The following is a 17,112-nucleotide window of genomic DNA, read 5'->3' on the forward strand; positions in this document are numbered from 1 at the left end:
CCCCGCCATCATCCCACCCCCCCCCCCCCCCACCACCCCCCCCCCCCCCCCCCACCCCCCCCCCCCCCCCCCCCAGGACGGTGAGCAGATCACCCGGCGTGCAGTCGAGCACGTCGCAGATCGCGGTGAGGGTGGAGAACCGGACCGCCTTGGCCCGGCCGTTCTTCAGCACCGACAGGTTGACCACCGTCACGCCCACCCGGTCGGCGAGTTCGGTCAGCGTCATGCCGCGCTCGGCGAGCAGGCGGTCGAGTTCGCAGCCGATGCGGTGGTGGTCGGCGGGCACGGCCATGATCAGACCAGCCCGTCGACGTCCTCGGCGAGTTCCGCCCCTCTCCGGAAGGCCTCGGCCAGCGCCAGCAGCAACAGCGCGACCAACAGCGGGACGTACGGGAGGGTGCCGCCGACGCTGGTCACCGGGCTGCCGTCCCCGTCCAGCCCGAGCCGGCCGAGCACCAGCGCGCCCGCCACCCCCGGGGCGACGGCCGGCACCAGCCCGGCGACCGCGGTCAGCCCGGCGAGCCCGGCGACGCGGGCCGCGTTGCCGGAGCGGAACGGCTCGCCCTGCGCGATCGAGAGCAGCAGCCGGCGCAGCAGCAGCGCTCCCAGGCCGACGCCGAGCCCGAGCGCGGCGAGGCCGGCCCGGCTCAGCAGTTGCTCGCCGACCGTCGACCCGAAGGAGCGCAGCGTCAGCGTCCTCGAGTCGGCGGTCAGCCAGCTGCTCCGGTCGGTCCCGGCGATGTCCACCCTCAGCTGTCCACCCACGGCCGTGCCCTGGCCGAGCGGCACCTGGGCGGCCACGCCGCCGGATCCACCCGCCACGGTCAGCCCGGTCGTGCTGCGCACCTTGACCGGCACGTTCACGTAGCCCCCGGCCTGGGTCACCCCGTTGACCGCGTAGGCGACCGCCCCCACCGACCCGACCAGCCCGATCAGCAACATCAACTGGGCCAGCAGCCGCACCATGGTGACGCCGGCGAACGGGCGCGGACTTCTGACGACGGGGGCCTGTGCGACGGCGTTCAACGGTCCTCACAGCTTTCCGGGGGCGTTTCCGCCGGCAACATATCGTTTTTCGATGCCATCGACAAACGATATGTTCAGGGGCGGGGGTTGTTGCGCGGGTTGCCGCGGGCGAGGTCGAGCACGGGTCCGGCGCCGTCCAGCACGGTCCGGCTCGTGGCCGGCGCGGAGCCCCGACCCGCGCGGCGGCGATGAGCGGCGGGATGGACGACGCGCCATGGTGCCGTGCGGGAAGGAACCGATCACCCGGCGGCGGCCGGGCGTCGGGCAACGCGCGGCCCACGCGTTGCCCGGCCCGGCCTCCACGGTGAACACGGCATCCTCGGCGGCGAGTTGGTCGATCACCCGGGCGGCGCACGCCAGGTGGAGTGCGCCCTCCGGAGCCGGCGCACCCATCATCTGGTGGTCCGTCCGGTCATCCGTCGGTTCGTCCGACGGCCGGGTCGACACGGGACGGACCGGGCCCCGGCGGCTTGCCGGGCGGGCGAAAACGGGACCGGCGGAACGATGATAGGAGGATGACACTGAGCAGCGGAGTGAATGAGCCGTTCGGCCAGGGCTGGGTGCAGGTCGCGGAGTTCGCGATCGCGCTGGTGTTGTCGGGTGCCATCGGCCTGGAGCGGGAGATCCGGCAGAAGGCGGCGGGACTGCGCACCTACACGGTCGTCGGGCTGGGATCGGCGCTGTTCACCCTGGTCAGCAAGTACGGCTTCACCGACGTGCTGCGGCCCGGGCTGGTGATCGTCGATCCGTCCCGGATGGCGGCACAGATCGTCTCCGGACTGGGGTTCATCGGCGCCGGTGTGATCTTCGTACAGCGCGGTTCGGTCCGCGGGCTGACGACCGCGGCGACGATCTGGCTGACCGCCGCCGTGGGTGCCGCGGCGGCGGCCGGCCTGCCGTTCCTAGCCTGCCTGGCGACCGCCGCGTACTTCCTGGTCGGCTACGGCCTGCGGCCCCTGACCCACCGGCTCCCGCAACTGCGCTCCCGGCCGGCCGCCTACCGGATCACCTACCTCGAGGGCAGCGGGCTGCTGCGGGAGCTGCTCAAGGAGGTCACCCAGGGCGGGTTCGTCGTCGAGAAGCTGAGCACCGTCGTGGCCCAGGACTCCGGCGTCCCGTGGGCCCGGGGCGAGGAACCCGCCGGGGCACGGCGACCCGCCGTCGACCACACGGTGGAGGTCTCCCTCGCGGTCCAGGGCCGCGGCGACCTGGACGGCCTGACGGCCCGGCTGGCCGGGCTCCCCGGCGTGCTCGCCTGCAGCCGGACCGACCAGGGCGACGAGTGACCCGCGAGGTTCACGCGGCGCGGGCCGGTTCCGGTCGGTCCGGGTGGTCGACCACCAACTCGCCGTCCCGCGCGGTGATCCGGACGGTCATCCCGTCCCGGATGTCACCCCGGATCAGCGCCCGGCCGATCTTCGTCTCCACCTCGTGCGCGATGAAGCGGCGCAACGGGCGGGCGCCGTAGACGGGGTCGAAGCCCTGCTCGGCGATCAGGCGGCGGCCCGGCTCGGTCAGCTCCAGGGTGATCCGCTGTTCGGCGAGCCGGCCGCGCAGTTCGTCGAGCATCAGGTCGACGATCCGCTCGATCTGGGCGAGCCCGAGTGGCCGGAAGAGCACCACGTCGTCCACCCGGTTGAGGAACTCCGGCCGGAAGTGGGCGTGCAGCTCCGCCATCACCAACTCCCTGACCTCCGGCTTGATCTCGCCTTCCACGGTGACGTCCTGGGACAGGTACTGGGAGCCCAGGTTGGAGGTCATGATGACGACGGTGTTGCGGAACTCCACGGTACGGCCCTGCGCGTCGGTGATCCGGCCGTCGTCCAGCACCTGCAGCAGGGTGTTGAAGACGTCCGGATGGGCCTTCTCCACCTCGTCGAAGAGCACCACCGAGTACGGCTTGCGGCGCACCGCCTCGGTCAACTGGCCGCCCTCCTCGTACCCGACGTAACCGGGCGGCGCGCCGAGCAGCCGGCTCACGGTGTGCTTCTCCTGGTACTCGCTCATGTCCAGCCGGACCATGCTCTCCTCGCTGTCGAAGAGCGCGGCGGCCAGCGCCTTGGCCAGCTCGGTCTTCCCGACACCGGTGGGGCCCAGGAAGACGAACGAGCCGATCGGCCGGCGCGGGTCGCGGATGCCCGACCGGGCCCGGATCACGGCGTCGGCGACCAGCCGCACCGCCTCGTCCTGCCCGATCACCCGGCGACGCAGGATCTCGTCCAGCCGCAGCAGCTTCTCCCGCTCCCCCTCCTGCAACCGGGCCACCGGGATGCCGGTCCAGGCCGCGACGATCTCGGCGATCTCGTCCTCGGTGACCACCTCGCGCAGCAGCCGCTTCTCCCCCTGCCGGAGGGCCAGTCGCTCCTCCTCGGCGCCGAGCCGCCGTTCCAGTTCGGCGACCTTGCCGTAGCGCAACTCCGCGGCCCGGTTGAGGTCGTAGGCCCGCTCGGCCTCCTCCGCCTCGTACCGGGTCCGCTCCAGCTCCTGGCGCGGCTCCTGGACCCGCCGGATCGCCTGCCGCTCGGCGTCCCACTGCGCCCGCATGGCGTCCGCCTCGGTCCGCAGGTTCGCCAACTCCCTTTGCAGATCGGCCAGTCAGGCCTGGCTCGCCGGGTCGTCCTCCTTGGCCAGGGCGGCCTCCTCGATCTCCAGTCGGGTGACCCGGCGGGTGATCCCGTCCAACTCGGCCGGCATCGAGTCGATTTCGGTCCGCAGCCGGGCGCACGCCTCGTCGACCAGGTCGATCGCCTTGTCGGGCAGGAACCGGTCGGTGATGTAGCGGTGGCTCAGGGTCGCGGCGGCGACCAACGCGGTGTCCTGGATCTTGACGCCGTGGAAGACCTCCAGCCGCTCGCGCAGGCCGCGCAGGATGGAGACGGTGTCCTCCACGCTGGGCTCGTCCACCAGCACCTGCTGGAAGCGCCGCTCCAGCGCCGCGTCGGACTCGACGTGCTTGCGGTACTCGTCCAGCGTGGTGGCACCGATCACGTGGAGCTCACCGCGGGCCAGCATCGGCTTGAGCATGTTGCCGGCGTCCATCGCGCCCTCGGCGGCGCCGGCGCCGACCACGGTGTGCAACTCGTCGACGAACAGCAGGATCCGGCCCTCGGCCGCCTTCACCTCGGCGAGCACCGCCTTGAGCCGCTCCTCGAACTCGCCGCGGTACTTGGCCCCGGCGACCAGCGAGCCCATGTCCAGGGCGAAGACGGTCCTGTCGCGCAGTCCCTCGGGGACGTCGCCGCGGACGATGCGCTGGGCCAGCCCCTCCACGATGGCCGTCTTGCCGACCCCGGGGTCGCCGATCAGCACCGGGTTGTTCTTCGTCTTGCGGCTGAGGATCTGGACCACCCGGCGGATCTCCGCGTCGCGACCGATCACCGGGTCGAGCCGGCCCGTCCTGGCCTCCGCGACCAGGTCCCGGCCGTACTTCTCCAGCGCCTCGTACGCGCCCTCCGGGGTCGCGGAGGTGACCCGCTGGTTGCCGCGGATCCGGGTCAGCGCCGTCAGGAACGACTCGCGGGTCACCCGGTACTCCTTCAGCCGTCGCCCGGCGGCGGAGGCGCTGCCCTCGTCGATCAACGCCAGCGCCAGGTGCTCGACCGAGACGTACTCGTCCCTGAGCCGCCCGGCCTCCCGTTCGGCCGTCTCCAGCAGGAGGGCCAGCCGCCGGGTGACGTACACCTGCCCGGGCGCGGCCCCGGGACCGGTGGTCCGTGGCAGGCGGGCCAGATCGGCCTCGAGGTCGGCGCGCAGGCCGTCGACGTCGGCGCCCGCCTGCTCCAGCAGCCGGGGCACCAGGCCCTCGGGCTGGTTGATCAGGGCGAGCAGCAGGTGCTCCCCGTCGACCTCGGTGTTGCCCAGTCGCGCGGCCGTGCTCTGCGCCTCCTGCAGCGCCTCCTGGGACTTCTGGGTGAGCCGGTTCATGTCCATGACGGGTCGCTCCTCAAGCTCCTCACCGGTCCGACCGGTACGCCACCCCGCGGACGGGGGCGCCAGCACGGCGCAGTGCGGCTTCCAGCGCTTCGATCCGGTCGAGCAGGTCCATCACCAACCCGATCGCGGCGTAGTTGAGGCAGAGCCCGGTCCGCAGCCGCTGCGCGCGGGCGACGGCCGCGGGGGCGTCCGCGGCGAACCACAGCTCCCCGGCGGCGTCCCGGGTGGCGTCCACCAGGCCGAGCGTGACGAAGCGGCGGACCAGGTCCGGGTGCAGGCCGGCGCGGAGGGCGACCTGCTCCAGGCCGAGCCGGTGTCGCCGGGCCAGTGGGTAGCTGACCACCGCGGCCACCCGAGCGCCCTGGGCGGCCCTCGGTGGTTGCTGGAGGCTCATGGCCGCCTCCTCGGATTCCTCGGGTCGAAGGCCGACACGGCGGCCAGTTCCTCGAACAGTTCCCGTTCCCTGGGACCCGGCGAAGGCGGTACGTGCACCCTGACCTCCGCGTACAGGTCACCGGGCGGACCCTTCGGGTTCGGCATGCCCTCCCCGCGCAACCGCAGCCGGCGGCCGGTGGACGATCCCGCCGGGACGTTGACCTTCACGGTGCCCCCCGGCGTCGTCAGCGGCACGGTGGCTCCCAGCGCCGCCTCCCACGGGGTGACCGGCAGGTCGACGTGGACGTCGCGTCCCTCCAGCCGGTAGCCCGGGTGCGGGGCGATCCGCACCACGAGGTACAGGTCGCCGGCGGCGCCGCCCCGGCCGCGGCCACCCTCCCCGGACAGCAGTCTGGGTGACCGAACTCGGCTCGGTCTTGGCCTTCTCCGCGGCCTCGAAGAGCCGCTGCAGGGCCTGCGGGTCCTTGCGCAGGTCGATGCCGTTCTCCTGCTGGAAGCCGTCGGCGAGGTGGTCCACCAGCCGCCGGTCGAAGTCGTCGCCGCCCAGGTGGGTGTCGCCCGCCGTGGAGCGGACCTCGACCACGCCGTCGCCGACGTCGAGCAGGCTGACGTCGAAGGTGCCGCCGCCGAGGTCGAAGACCAGCACGGTCTCGTGGCCCTTCTTGTCCAGCCCGTAGGCCAGCGCGGCCGCGGTCGGCTCGTTGATGATCCGCAGCACCTCCAGGCCGGCGATCTTCCCCGCGTCCTTGGTGGCCGTGCGCTGGGCGTCGTCGAAGTAGGCGGGCACCGTGATGACCGCCTCGGTGACCCGTTCCCCCAGCTGCTTTCCGGCGTCCTCGGCCAGCTTGCGCAGGACCAGGGCACTGATCTCCTCCCGGTGCGTACTGCTTGCCGCGCACCTCGAAACGGGCGACCCCGCCGGCCCTTCGACCACGTCGAAGCCGACCGCCTTCGCCTCGTCCGGGACCTCGTCGTAGCGGCGGCCGATGAAGCGCTTCGCCGAGTAGATCGTGCCCTTCGGGTTGAGGATCGACTGGCGCCGGGCCAGCTGGCCGACCAGGCGCTCTCCGGTGTCGGTGAACGCGACGACCGAGGGGGTCGTTCGGGAACCCTCCGCGTTCGGGATGACGGTGGCCTCACCGCCCTCCCAGGCGGCGATCACCGAGTTCGTGGTGCCGAGGTCGATGCCGACTGCCCTGGCCGCCTTCCGCTCCTCGGTCCGCGCTGCCTGAAGCTTCCTGAAGCCGTCAGAACACCCGGCATGGCGTCCGGAGGTCCGGTGACGCCACGCCCGTCTGCCAGCCTCCGCGACGCCCGGGCGCGGCGTCGCCGACCTGCGGGGACCAAAAGCGGCCCCGCTCTCGACCTCCCAGGTCCAGAGCGGCTGGCTAGGCTGGACGCGTGGCCCTCTCCGCTCGGGAGTTCGACGGCCAGGATGAGCACGGAATCCTGGCGCTGGCCCTGTCGGCCCTGGCTTCGCCCGGCTGCTTCCTCCCCGCGGTCGGGTACCTGCTGCGGGATGACGTCCTGGTACGGCACGACGCCGCGGCGGCGCGGCGGCCCGAGGACGCCGCGATGGACGCCGCGGTGCGGGCGCTGCGGGGCGACGACGGCGCGCTGGACCTGCCGGGCGCCGGCTGGTCCCGGGCCTACTCGCTGCGCGGCCCCCAGGGTCCCGGCGGGTACCTGGTGGTCCGCTCGCCGGCCACTCCCACGCGGGAGCAGCTGGTGCTGGCGGAGGCGCTGGTCCGCCAGACGGCCTCGGCGCTGGCCTGCGCCGCCGCGTTGCGGCGTGAGCGGGACCGTGCGGCGGAGCTGCGCCGGCGGTACGAGGCGGAGGCGGCGGCCAACGCGGAGCTGCGGGCGACCGTGGCCGAGCTGAGCCGGCGTGGCGCCGTCCCGGCCGCGCTGACCCGGGTCGCGCTCTCCGGCGAGGGCGAGCAGGGCATCACCCGCCTGGTCAGCGAGCTGACCGGGCTCCCGGCCGTGAGCGAGGACCGCTTCGGCCATCCACGGACCCGAGCCGAGCCCGGCCACCCCGGCCCCGGGCGGCCGCCGCCGACCGACCGCCCGCCGGCCCCGGTACGCGACCACGACCGGTTGCTCGCCTTCGCCCAGCCGCACGGCGAGGTGCTGGGCGTCCTCGCCCTGGCCGACCCCGAGCACCGGGCCTCCGAGTTCGCGGCCTACGTGCTGGAGCAGGCGGCGACGGCGCTGGCCCTGGAGCTCTCGCACGCCCGCGGCCTGGCCGAGGTCGAGCTCAGGATCCGCCGTGACCTGGTCGAGGACCTGGTCACCGGCACCGACCCGGAGAGCGCCCTCGCCCGCGCCGACGCGGCGGGCCACGATCTGCACGGGCCGCACCGGGTGGCGGTGGTCCGGTGGAAGGGCCCGTGGAGCCACGACACGATCGGCGCCGCGGTGGGCCGCGCCGCCGAGAGGCAGGGGTTCGGCTTCCTGCTCGGGTGGCGGGCCGGAGCGGTGGTGCTGGTCACCGCCGGCGAGTGCGTCACGGGGGCGCTGTACGAGGCGGTGACCCGGGAACTCGGTTCGTCCACCGGGACCATCGGCGTCGGCGGCCGCTACGACTCGCCGGCGGACCTCCCGCACTCCTACGAGGAGGCGCTGCGCGCGCTCGGCGTGCGGCAGAAGTCCCCGACGCCCGACGGCCTGACCGCCTTCGACGAGCTCGGCGTCTACCGGGTCCTGCGCACGGGCGACGGTGACACGGAGACCGAGCGTTTCGTCCAGGAGTGGCTCGGTCCGCTGCTGGCCTACGACCGGGAGCGGCACACCGACCTCGTCCCCACCCTCTCCGCCTACCTGGAGTCCGGCGGCTGCTACACCGCGTCGGCCGACGCGCTGATGATCCACCGCAGCACCCTGCGCTACCGGCTGCAACGCATCCGCGAGATCACCGTCCTGGATCTCGCCGACCCGGACGTCCGGCTGAACCTGCACCTGGCGACCCGGATCTGGAAGGTCGTCACGGGACCCGATTGACGTCCCCGCCAGGCCGACCGCAAGGTGTGCGAGCGCAGTCGCGGCGGTGAGCGCCACCGCCGCCCCGTGGTCGGCGAACTCACCGTCGCATACGAGTCGTTGGGCCTCCCCCGCACGACGAGCCGACGCTGTGCGGGTACACCGCCGAACCGGGTTCCCCCTCCGCCGCTGGCCGGCTGGAGCAGCCCGTCCCGGGGGATTCACCGACCTGCCAACCGCTTGGGTAAACTGTCCGGGAAGACGGCGGAGGGGCTCGCCGCAACCGCGACCGGACGAGGTCGCCAACGGTCCCTACCTGAAAGCCCGAGACGGGTGATCTGCCAGGTAGGAGGACCATGCCCAGTCAACCGTGGTTGCCGTCCGGCCCGTGCGGGCCGGGCACCGACGCCACCATCACCCTGTCCCGCCACGGCGAAGCGGGCAGTGGCCCGTGCACGGCGGCGGGCGCGACGCGAGGAGTGCCTGTGTCACCCGGAGAACGTTCGACCGCCTCGGAGCAGCCGCCCCCGGCGGAGGCTCGGCCGGTCGATCCCGACACCGCCGCCGGCGCGCGGCGGCCGCCGACCGGCGTGACGGAGCGTCCGCCGCGGCCACGGCAGTGGGACGTGCTGCTGGTGATCGCGTTCGGCGGCGGGCTGGGGAGCATCGCCCGCTACGGGCTGGCCAGGGCCTGGCCGACCAGGTCGGGCGGGCTCCCCTGGGCGACGCTGGTCACCAACGTCGGCGGGTGCCTGCTGATCGGCCTGCTGATGGTGTTCGTGCTGGAGGTGTGGCGCCCCTCCCGCTACGCCCGCCCGTTCCTGGGCGTGGGGATCCTCGGCGGATTCACCACCTTCTCGACCTACACGGTGGAGCTGCGCGGCATGCTGGCGGCCCACCACTGGTCGCTGGCCAACGCGTACGCGCTGGGCAGCCTGGTGGCGGGCCTGGCCGCGGTCTGGACCGGCATCGCGCTCGCCCGGGTGGTCGCCGGGCTGCCGGTGCGGCGCGGCCCGCGCCGCCGGACCGAGGCCGGGCGGACCGTCACCGCGCCCCGGCGGTCCTCGACGAGCGGCACCGACCTGGAGGGAGAGCGGCCATGAACCCCCATCTGCCACGGTGGCACCACGAGCACCAGGACGGCCCGGGCCACCGGCCGCCGCGGGAGCCCCTGGAGGGGCCGGTGCTGCGGTTGTCGGTGTACCTGGGTGAGTCGGACCAGTTCCACCACCGCCCGGCGTTCACCGAGATCGTGCACCGGGCGCACGAGGCGAACCTGGCGGGGGCGAGCGTCTTCCGCGGGGTGGAGGGCTTCGGCGCCGGCTCGCTGATCCACACCTCCCGCCTGCTCGACCTGGCCGAGGGCCTGCCCGTCGCGGTCGTGATCATCGACACCGAGGAGCGGGTCCGGGCCTTCCTGCCCCACCTGCACGACGTCGCACCGGGCGCCCTGGTCACCCTGGACCGCGCCGAGGCCGTCCGCATCCCGCCGCTCGCGGCCGATCCCGAAGAAGGAGCTTCGTCGTGACCCTGCTACTGGTCTTCCTCGGCGGAATGTTGGGCGCCCCGCTGCGCTACCTGGCCGACAGGGCGGTCCAGGCCCGCCACGACAGCGTCTTCCCCTGGGGCACCTTCGGCGTCAACATCTCCGGGGCGTTCGTGCTGGGCGCGCTCACCGGCGCGGCGAGCGCGCACGGGCTGCCGCAGAACGCGACCCTGCTGCTGGGCACCGGGGTGTGCGGGGCCTTCACCACGTTCAGCACGTTCGGCTACGAGACGGTCCGGCTGCTGGAGGACGGCTCGCTGGCGGAGGCCGGGCTCAACGCGCTGGGCAGCCTGCTGGCGGGCACGGCCGCCGCGGCGGCCGGCTTCGCGCTGCTCCAGCTCTCCTGACGGCATCCCGGACCCGAACGGCCGGCCGCCGGGAACAGCCGAGGTCGCTGATCCCGTGCCCGTCTCCGCGGCCGTCACCGCCCCGGAGACGGGCACGGGCAACCCCGGCAGCGTGCTCGCCGCCGTCCCGCTCCGGGGGCGGCGGCGGGCGTTCACCGGTGCACGACTTGAAGAATCCTTCATATTCATAGAGCCTCCTCTCGTGAATCCGGTGACCTGGCGTGATCGACGGGCCGAGGCGGCCCCGGTGGAAGGGAAGGACTGAGGTGCCCGTCCCGCTCCACCAGACGAAGGCGCAGTTCTTCCGCACGCTCGGGCACCCGGCCAGGATCCGGGTGCTGGAGCTGCTCCAGGACGGGCCGCGCCCGGTGCGCGAACTGCTGGGCGAGCTGGAGATCGAGCCGTCCAGCCTCTCCCAGCAACTCGCGGTCCTGCGGCGCGGCAACCTGGTGACCGCGACCCGCGTGGGCAACACCGTGGTGTACGCACTGAGCACGCCGGACGTGGCCGAGCTGCTGCGCGCCGCCCGTCGGATCCTCACCGAGATGGTCACCGACCGGGGGGATCCGCTCGGCCGGCCGCGCGACTCCGGCCCGCGCGCGAGCCCGCGGGAGCACGCGTGAGCCTCGCGAGGAGGTGCTGACGGCCGGTCTGCTCCCGACCGCCCCGCTGACGGTCGCCGCCGGGAACCCGGGCGCCGGCGGATGACCGCGGGGGCGCACACTTGACGGGCCGCGACGTTCCGAACATCGACCGCCGTACGAGGAGAGCCATCCGTGACCGAAGCCGTCCACGACGAGAAGAGCAAGCGCAGGGCGATGCTCTTCCGGGCTGGGATCTACGTCCTGGGCACGCACTTCTTCGCGTTCTTCATCATGCTGCTGTTCTTCCTCGGCGGTCACCGGCACTGACTCCCGGCACCGGACACCGGCGGTCCGGTCAGCCCTCGGAGCCGGCCGCTCCCCCAGCGCGCCGCGTGGCCGCCGCCGGCGCCCCCGCCTGTCGCCGTCGCCCGCGGGGCGCGAGGCGGGGCGGAGCGGGCCGGTGGCGCGCCGGCCCGCTCCGCCGTGTCAGGCCGGGAGGCGGATGGGGGAGCTGCTGCCCTCCAGGATCACCCGGGCGACCAGGGCTGGGTCGTCGCCCATCGGGACGTGGCCGCAGCCGGGGAGGGGCACGAAGCGGGCGGCGGGCAGGAGTTGCCGGGCGCGCCGGCACTGGGCGGCGAGCAGCAGGCGGTCGCGGGTGCCCCAGGCGATGGTGATCGGCACCTCGGGCGGGAGCGCGGTGGGGAACCGGGAGGCCCGCTCGGCCCGGCCGGCCCGCAGGGTCCGCCGGAACCCGGGCGCCTCCAGCAGCGCCCGGGTGTCCAGCAGCAGTTCGCGCGGGTCGAGTTGCTCGGGCCGCCCGTAGATCACGCCGAACATCAGCTTGCGGCCGTGCGCCGAGGTGGCCAGGCCGGCCCGGACCGACTCCGGGGTGCGGGCGGCGAACCGGTGCAGGTTGAGCATGCCGGCCGCGTACAGGTAGCCGGCCCGCCGGTAGAAACCGGCCGGTGAGAGCGCGGTCGCCGAGGAGACCAGGCCGCGCCGGGCGGCGTGCAGCGCGAACAGGCCGCCGAGCGAGTTGCCCGCGACGTGCGGCCGTTTGACGCCGATCGAGCCGAGGAAGTCGTCGAGCACCCCGAGCGCGCTGTCCACCGTGTACGGCATGCCGGGCGGTAGCGGCGGCGAGGCGCCGAAGCCGGGCAGGTCGACGGCGATCACCTCGCGCTCGGCGGCGAGCAGGTCGAGCACGGGCTTCCAGCCCTGCCAGCGGTGCCCGATGCCGTGCAGCAGTAGGAGGGGCGGGCCGTCGCCCCGGCGCTCGTGTACCAGGTCCATGGGGCAAGAGGATAGGTCCAAGTTACTTGCCGGTCACTGCTTTGTGAGAACAAACGTCAATAGGCTGGAAATCACACTTCCGAAGAGGGCCGACTGCCGAGCGAGCGCAGCGCCTCGGCCAGCTCCGGCACGAAGGGCGCCGTGACGCCGAGGTCGGTGGCTCGTTCGAACGCCGGGTGCCCGACGTACCGGCCCAGCTCGCGCAGCGCCCGCAGGCCGTAGTACCCGGACGCGGCGGGCGACCGGACCGCCGGCGGTTCCGGGTCGTGGCCGGCCGCCAGGGCGGCGAGCGAGCACTGGAACAGCTGGTGACAGGCCTGCACGCCGCTCAGCAACACCTGGTGGTACCGCGCGTCGGCGGCGATCGGAAAGCGCAGCTCGGCCAGGACCCGGCCGGTGTCCACGCCGGCGTCCACCTGGTGCAGGGTGGCGCCGTACTCGGGGTCGCCGTGCAGCAGCGCGAAGGCGACCGCCGCGGCGGGCAGGCCGCGGTGCTGCGGCAACAGGCCGTTGTGCACGTTGTGGATCCGCAGGCCGGAGTCGAGCAGCGGTGCACGGAAGATCATCCGGTTGTTGATCGACCAGACCAGGCCGTCGGTGCAGCGGTCGAGCAGCCGCCCGGCCGCCGCGTTGACGTCCGTGGTGGTGAGGTGCGGCGCAGCCGTGGTGCCGGCGTCGGCCGGATCGTCCGAGACGACCAGGTCGACGCGGTGACCGGTACCCAGCGCGTGTGCGACGGCCCGCCGGAGCAGGGCGCCGCGGCCGACGAAGATCATGCCCGCACCCGGCCTTCCCGGCGGGCCCGGCGGACCGCACCCGCGACCCGGTCGAGGGTCAACTCCGCGAGTGAGTCGCCGATCTCGGCCATCAGACGGTCGGTGTCGGCGGGGCCGAGCAGCTCCCCGGCGACCGCGGCGAGCATCTCCAGCACGGCCAGCGAGTCGCCGCCGAGCTGCTGGAAGTCGCTACGGCCGTCGACCGTCCGACGGTCCACGCCGAGCGTGCGCGCCCAGAGCACGGCCACCCGCTCGGTGACGGTGTCGCCGCCGGTCGGCTGTTCGACGTCACCACCGGTCGGCCGCGCGACGGCCACGGGCCGTGGTGTCGCGAACGGGTCGGGCAGCGCGGCGAAGTCGGTCTTGCCGCCGACCGTGGTCGGCAGCTCGGCGACCGGCACGATCACGGCGGGCACCAGGTGCCCCGGCAGCCGGGCGGCGAGCCGGTCACGCAGCGCGGGCCCGGACGTGGTGGCGTCCGGCCCGGTCACCACGTACCCGCAGAGCGCGGGCCCGCCCCCCGGGCGGGCCCGCACGGTGACGGCGGCCCGCAGCACCTCGGGCTGGGCCTCCAGGGCCGTCCGCACCTCGGCGGGTTCGATCCGGTGCCCGGCGATCTTCAGCTGCTCGTCCGTCCGGCCGACGAACTCGATGGCACCGCACGGCAGCCGGCGGCCGAGGTCACCGGTCCGGTAGCGGCGCACACCGTCCGCGCCGACCTGGAACCGCTCGGCGTCCAGCTCCGGGCGGCCCAGGTAGCCGCGGGCCAACTGGACTCCGGAGACCAGGATTTCGCCGATCCCGGGCACCGGGTCGGCCGATTCGTCCAGTTCGACCCGCGCGGCCGGGCCCGGGTGCCCGATCGGCACGGAGGGGCCGCGCTCGGTCCCGTCCAGCACGTGTGCCAGGCAGGCGACGCTCGCCTCGGTGGGCCCGTACGCGTTGACGATCCGGCAGTCCGGCGCGAGCCGGGCCCGGGCCCGCTCGGCGGCGGCCAGGGTGAACCGCTCACCGCCGACCAGCAGGGTGCGCAGACCGGACAGGTCGAGGTCGAAGTGCTCGACCAGGTCCAGGTGGGCGGGGGTCACGGCGAGCGTGTCCGCACGGTGGCGGGCCAGCAGCGCGTGCAGCGCGGGGCGGTTCGGTTCGCCGGGGACCAGCACGGTGGTGCCGCCGGCCAGCAGCGGCAGGAAGAGCGGGAAGCAGGAGATGTCGAAGGCGTAGGAGGAGAGGAAGGCGAACCGGGTGCGGTCGTTCACCTGGCAGAGCCCGGCGGCCCAGCGGACGAAGGCGAGCAGCGAGCGGTGCTCAATCTGCACGCCCTTGGGGCGGCCGGTGGAGCCCGAGGTGTAGATGACGTAGGCGAGTTGCTCGGGCGTGGGGTCGGGCAGGGCGAGACCGGGCGGCGCGGCGGGGACGTCCTCGCCGAGCAGCACCGGGCAGGGTGTCGCATCCAGCCGCCCGGCGAACTGACGCTCCGTCAGCAGTGCTGCCGCTCCGGACTCCCGGAGCGTCTCGCTGGTCCGGGCGGCCGGGTGACGTGGGTCCAGCGGCAGGTAGCCGGCACCGGCCTTGAGGATGCCCCACAGCATCGCGACGCCCGCGGTGTCGCGGTCGACGAGCAGCCCGACCACGGCCTCGCGCGCTATGCCGCGACGCAGCAGTTCGGCGGCCACGGCATCCGATCGACGGTCCAACTCCCGGTAGCTGACCGGCCCTTCCGGGCCGTCCAGGGCGGGGGCGGTCGGCCGGAGCGCGGCCTGGCGGCGGAGCAGCCCGACCACGGTGGCCGCCGCGTCCGTTCCCACAGGTGCCGTGGCGGGCCGGGGAGCGACCCCGGGCGTCACCCCGGCCAGGCGGTCCAGCAGGCGGTCGGCCCGGGCGGCCAACTCCGCCACCGGGCCGGGGCCCTGACAGCCGACGACCAGCTCGGTCCGGTCGGGCAACTCGATCGCGACATACGACACCGGCACCAACGGCGCGTGCACCGGCAACGCGTGCACCGAACGGGCGGTGAAGCCGCCGCCCGAGCAGTCCGCCGGGTCGATCCGGCCCAGGTGGGAGACGATCGCCGAGGCCAGGTGGCGGTCCCGGCGCACCGCCGCCGCCCGGCCGGCCCGCAGCAACGCGGTGGCGGCGGGCAGTGGCAGCCGGGCCAGTGCCGACTCGAAGCCGCCCGCCAGCTCCCGCTGTTCGGCCAGCGCCCGCAGCAGTCGCGCGTTGGCGCGCCGCCAGGGCTCCCCCGCGGTCAGGTCGAGGAAGACCGGCAGCGTCAGGTTGCCGGTGGCGGCCGCCTCGGGGCGGTGGCGACGCAGGTCGACCGGGACCAGGACGCGGGCCCGGGGCGCCCGGGCCGTCCCGGCGGCGTCGGCGACCGCCTGGGCCAGCCGGGCGGTCAACCAGGGCTGGCGGCCCGGCAACGTGCGCCGCCGCCACAACGCGACCATGTCCGCGCGCGGCCGCCCGCCGGCCGGGCCCCCCGCGGACAGCGGGGAGCGCTGGTCGAGCAGCGGCGTCGGGCGCCGCCGCCCGGCGGCGCCGAGCTCCACCAGCAGCCGGTCGTCGGTGAGCGGCGAGCACACCGCGCGTGGCGGCTCACCGCGCAGGGCGCGGAAGACCTCGCCCATCCAGAGCCGCGCGCCGTGCCCGTCCATCACGCCGTGGAAGGCACGGAAGACGAGCGCGGTCGGCCGCCCCGCCGTCTGTGGCAGCAGCAGGACCTCGCAGCCCGGCTCCCGGCCGAGGTCCAGCCGTGGCGCCAACGCACCCGCGCCGAAGTCGGGTTCGGTGCCCGGCGGAGCCACCCGGACCCGTGGCGGCCGCCCGGAGTCCACCCACGCGCGGTCCCGCCGGACCAGCCGAGAGCCGGGGCAGGCCTCGGCGGCGGCCGCCACGGCGGCGCGCAGCGCGTCGGGTTCGGGGCTCCCCTCCCCCTCGACGACCAGTTGCAGGGTCATGGCGCTGCCGAGCCGGTGGGCGGCGAGGTAGAGCCACTCGGTCGCCGACACCGGACGTCGGAAGGGCCGCTCGGATCCGTTCATCGCCGCCCTCCCGACCCGCCGGCGGACCCGAATGAGCCCGAAGGAGTGGTGAACTCCCTCGCCCCGCCGATCGATTCGACCCAGTCCAGCAGCCCGCGCAGCCCGCTCTCCTGGTCGGTCACCGGCCGGTAGCCGAAGTCCCGTTCCGCCGCCGCCGTGCGGTAGGTCGCCGACCGGGTGAGCAGCGCCACCGCGTAGCGGCTGAGCGGGCGTTCCCATCGCGCGGCCAACCCCGGTATCAGCCAGAGCAGTTCGACGGCCGAAACCAACGCGTCGCGAACCGGTGGTGCGAGCCTGGTGGTCGGCGGCCGACCACCGAGGAGTCCGGCCAGCCGGGTGAGGAACGCCCAGAGGTCGGTCTGCTCCCGGTCCACGATGAAGTACGGTCGCCCGCCGACCCGTTCGGCCGGTGCCTCGGCGGCGCGCAGCACGGCGGCGACCGCGTTGTCGCAGTGGCAGAGCGAGACCAGCACCCGCTTGCCGCCCGACAGGTCGGGCAGCCGACCCGCGAGCATCCGGCCCACCAGGCGGGGCAGGAAGCCGGAGTGGTCGCGTGGACCCCAGATGCCGCGCGGGCGCAGCGCGACCGTGCAGAAGTCGGGCCGGTTCGCCGCCAGGACCAACCGCTCGGCGGCGGCCTTGGTCTCCGAGTACAGGTTGAGCCAGCGGTCCGGATAGGGCGTCCGTTCGTCGATGCCCAGCCGGTCGCCGTCGGTCGGTCCCATCAGCGCGCTGGGGCTGCTGACGAAGACGAACCGGCGCACCCCGGCCTCCCGAGCCGCGGTCAGCAGCCACTCGGTGCCGCGGACGTTCTCCGCGGTGAACTGCGCCCGGGTGCCGTGGTCGACCACCCGGCCGGCGCTGTGCTGCACCACGTCGACCCCGGCCACCGCGTGCCGCAGCGAGTCGGCGTCGCCCAGGTCGCCGTGGACCAGCTCCACCCCCGGCAGGCCGCGCAGCCGCGTCACGTCGCTGCTGGACCGCACCAGGGCGCGGACCCGGTGTCCGGCCCGCAGCGCGCCGTCCACCAGGTGCCCACCCAGGAACCCGGACGCGCCGGTCACCAGGACGGTCCGCACACCGTCATCCCCGCTCATTAGAGGACCATCCCTTCTGCAGCCCTCTTCGGTAGGGTTGTGACCTCTCGGTCCCGGTGGGTGCATGGCCAGTCGCGCGAGCCGTTCG

13 protein-coding genes and 4 pseudogenes are annotated in these 17,112 nt (G+C 74.4%); 7 read left to right on the plus strand and 10 right to left on the minus strand.

The window, feature by feature from the left end:
• Positions 1-79 precede the first annotated feature (79 nt).
• Positions 80-292, minus strand: a pseudogene (locus ACZ38L_RS25925) (helix-turn-helix domain-containing protein); the annotation flags it as partial.
• A 2-nt stretch (positions 293-294) separates the two neighbouring features.
• Positions 295-1,026 carry a hypothetical protein gene (locus tag ACZ38L_RS25930; RefSeq protein ID WP_465697618.1) on the minus strand — a complete coding sequence of 244 codons (732 nt, stop codon included), beginning with the start codon at positions 1,024-1,026 and terminating at the stop codon, positions 295-297.
• A gap of 521 nt (positions 1,027-1,547) precedes the next feature.
• Between ACZ38L_RS25930 and ACZ38L_RS25935 the strand changes: the two genes are divergently transcribed.
• Positions 1,548-2,312 (plus strand): MgtC/SapB family protein, encoded by a 765-nt coding sequence (locus ACZ38L_RS25935; RefSeq protein ID WP_465697648.1) that lies wholly within the window; start codon positions 1,548-1,550, stop codon positions 2,310-2,312.
• A 10-nt stretch (positions 2,313-2,322) separates the two neighbouring features.
• Here the strand turns inward: ACZ38L_RS25935 and clpB are convergent.
• The 4 genes and pseudogenes from clpB to ACZ38L_RS25955 form a co-directional block, all read right to left on the minus strand.
• Positions 2,323-4,956: pseudogene (clpB, locus tag ACZ38L_RS25940) on the minus strand (ATP-dependent chaperone ClpB).
• A 22-nt stretch (positions 4,957-4,978) separates the two neighbouring features.
• Positions 4,979-5,353, minus strand: coding sequence for a chaperone modulator CbpM (locus tag ACZ38L_RS25945; protein WP_465697620.1), 375 nt, complete (start codon positions 5,351-5,353; stop codon positions 4,979-4,981).
• Positions 5,350-5,742: pseudogene (locus tag ACZ38L_RS25950) on the minus strand (DnaJ C-terminal domain-containing protein); the annotation flags it as partial. The pseudogene ACZ38L_RS25950 and the gene ACZ38L_RS25945, both read right to left, overlap by 4 nt.
• A 55-nt stretch (positions 5,743-5,797) precedes the next feature.
• Positions 5,798-6,517, minus strand: a pseudogene (locus tag ACZ38L_RS25955) (Hsp70 family protein); the annotation flags it as partial.
• Between the two features lie 239 nt (positions 6,518-6,756).
• Between ACZ38L_RS25955 and ACZ38L_RS25960 the strand changes: the two are divergent.
• The 6 genes from ACZ38L_RS25960 (at position 6,757) to ACZ38L_RS25985 (ending at position 11,141) form a co-directional block, all read left to right on the plus strand.
• Complete coding sequence (locus ACZ38L_RS25960) at positions 6,757-8,358, plus strand: PucR family transcriptional regulator (protein ID WP_465697622.1); 1,602 nt, start codon at positions 6,757-6,759, stop codon at positions 8,356-8,358.
• A gap of 464 nt (positions 8,359-8,822) precedes the next feature.
• Positions 8,823-9,440: a fluoride efflux transporter FluC gene (locus ACZ38L_RS25965; RefSeq protein ID WP_465697624.1), complete on the plus strand. Its 618-nt coding sequence runs from the start codon at positions 8,823-8,825 to the stop codon at positions 9,438-9,440.
• Entirely contained in the window at positions 9,437-9,865 is a 429-nt protein-coding gene (locus tag ACZ38L_RS25970) for a DUF190 domain-containing protein (RefSeq protein ID WP_396558503.1), read from the plus strand. The genes ACZ38L_RS25965 and ACZ38L_RS25970 overlap by 4 nt, the downstream gene beginning before the upstream one ends.
• Positions 9,862-10,230 (plus strand): fluoride efflux transporter CrcB, encoded by a 369-nt coding sequence (gene crcB, locus ACZ38L_RS25975; protein WP_465697626.1) that lies wholly within the window; start codon positions 9,862-9,864, stop codon positions 10,228-10,230. Before ACZ38L_RS25970 ends, crcB begins: the two co-directional genes overlap by 4 nt.
• 266 nt (positions 10,231-10,496) lie before the next feature.
• Positions 10,497-10,853, plus strand: a complete 357-nt coding sequence (locus tag ACZ38L_RS25980) for an ArsR/SmtB family transcription factor (RefSeq protein WP_465697628.1) — start codon at positions 10,497-10,499, stop codon at positions 10,851-10,853.
• Between the two features lie 153 nt (positions 10,854-11,006).
• Entirely contained in the window at positions 11,007-11,141 is a 135-nt protein-coding gene (locus tag ACZ38L_RS25985) for a DUF6126 family protein (protein WP_465697630.1), read from the plus strand.
• 159 nt (positions 11,142-11,300) lie between these two features.
• Here the strand turns inward: ACZ38L_RS25985 and ACZ38L_RS25990 are convergent, their stop codons facing one another.
• The 4 genes from ACZ38L_RS25990 to ACZ38L_RS26005 all read right to left on the minus strand — a co-directional run bounded on the left by ACZ38L_RS25990 (position 11,301) and on the right by ACZ38L_RS26005 (position 17,024).
• Positions 11,301-12,110 carry an alpha/beta fold hydrolase gene (locus ACZ38L_RS25990; RefSeq protein ID WP_465697632.1) on the minus strand — a complete coding sequence of 270 codons (810 nt, stop codon included), beginning with the start codon at positions 12,108-12,110 and terminating at the stop codon, positions 11,301-11,303.
• A 71-nt stretch (positions 12,111-12,181) separates the two neighbouring features.
• Positions 12,182-12,886: a formyltransferase family protein gene (locus tag ACZ38L_RS25995; RefSeq protein WP_465697634.1), complete on the minus strand. Its 705-nt coding sequence runs from the start codon at positions 12,884-12,886 to the stop codon at positions 12,182-12,184.
• Positions 12,883-15,927 (minus strand): non-ribosomal peptide synthetase, encoded by a 3,045-nt coding sequence (locus tag ACZ38L_RS26000; RefSeq protein ID WP_465697636.1) that lies wholly within the window; start codon positions 15,925-15,927, stop codon positions 12,883-12,885. The genes ACZ38L_RS25995 and ACZ38L_RS26000 overlap by 4 nt, the downstream gene beginning before the upstream one ends.
• The gene (locus ACZ38L_RS26005) at positions 15,924-17,024 is read right to left on the minus strand and encodes an NAD-dependent epimerase/dehydratase family protein (RefSeq protein WP_465697638.1); all 1,101 of its coding nucleotides are present in this window, start codon (positions 17,022-17,024) and stop codon (positions 15,924-15,926) included. The genes ACZ38L_RS26000 and ACZ38L_RS26005 overlap by 4 nt, the downstream gene beginning before the upstream one ends.
• Positions 17,025-17,112: the final 88 nt, after the last annotated feature.

The sequence above is a fragment of the Kitasatospora sp. NPDC024654 genome (assembly GCF_055559155.1).

What these genes read in the sequence shown, in the direction of transcription:
- ACZ38L_RS25990 (WP_465697632.1), bottom strand. Translation starts at nt 12,110, where the DNA reads ATGGACCTGGTACACGAGCGCCGGGGCGACGGCCCGCCCCTCCTACTG.
- ACZ38L_RS26000 (WP_465697636.1), bottom strand. Translation starts at nt 15,927, where the DNA reads ATGAACGGATCCGAGCGGCCCTTCCGACGTCCGGTGTCGGCGACCGAG.
- ACZ38L_RS26005 (WP_465697638.1), bottom strand. Translation starts at nt 17,024, where the DNA reads ATGAGCGGGGATGACGGTGTGCGGACCGTCCTGGTGACCGGCGCGTCC.
- ACZ38L_RS25995 (WP_465697634.1), bottom strand. Translation starts at nt 12,886, where the DNA reads ATGATCTTCGTCGGCCGCGGCGCCCTGCTCCGGCGGGCCGTCGCACAC.
- ACZ38L_RS25970 (WP_396558503.1), top strand. Translation starts at nt 9,437, where the DNA reads ATGAACCCCCATCTGCCACGGTGGCACCACGAGCACCAGGACGGCCCG.
- ACZ38L_RS25945 (WP_465697620.1), bottom strand. Translation starts at nt 5,353, where the DNA reads ATGAGCCTCCAGCAACCACCGAGGGCCGCCCAGGGCGCTCGGGTGGCC.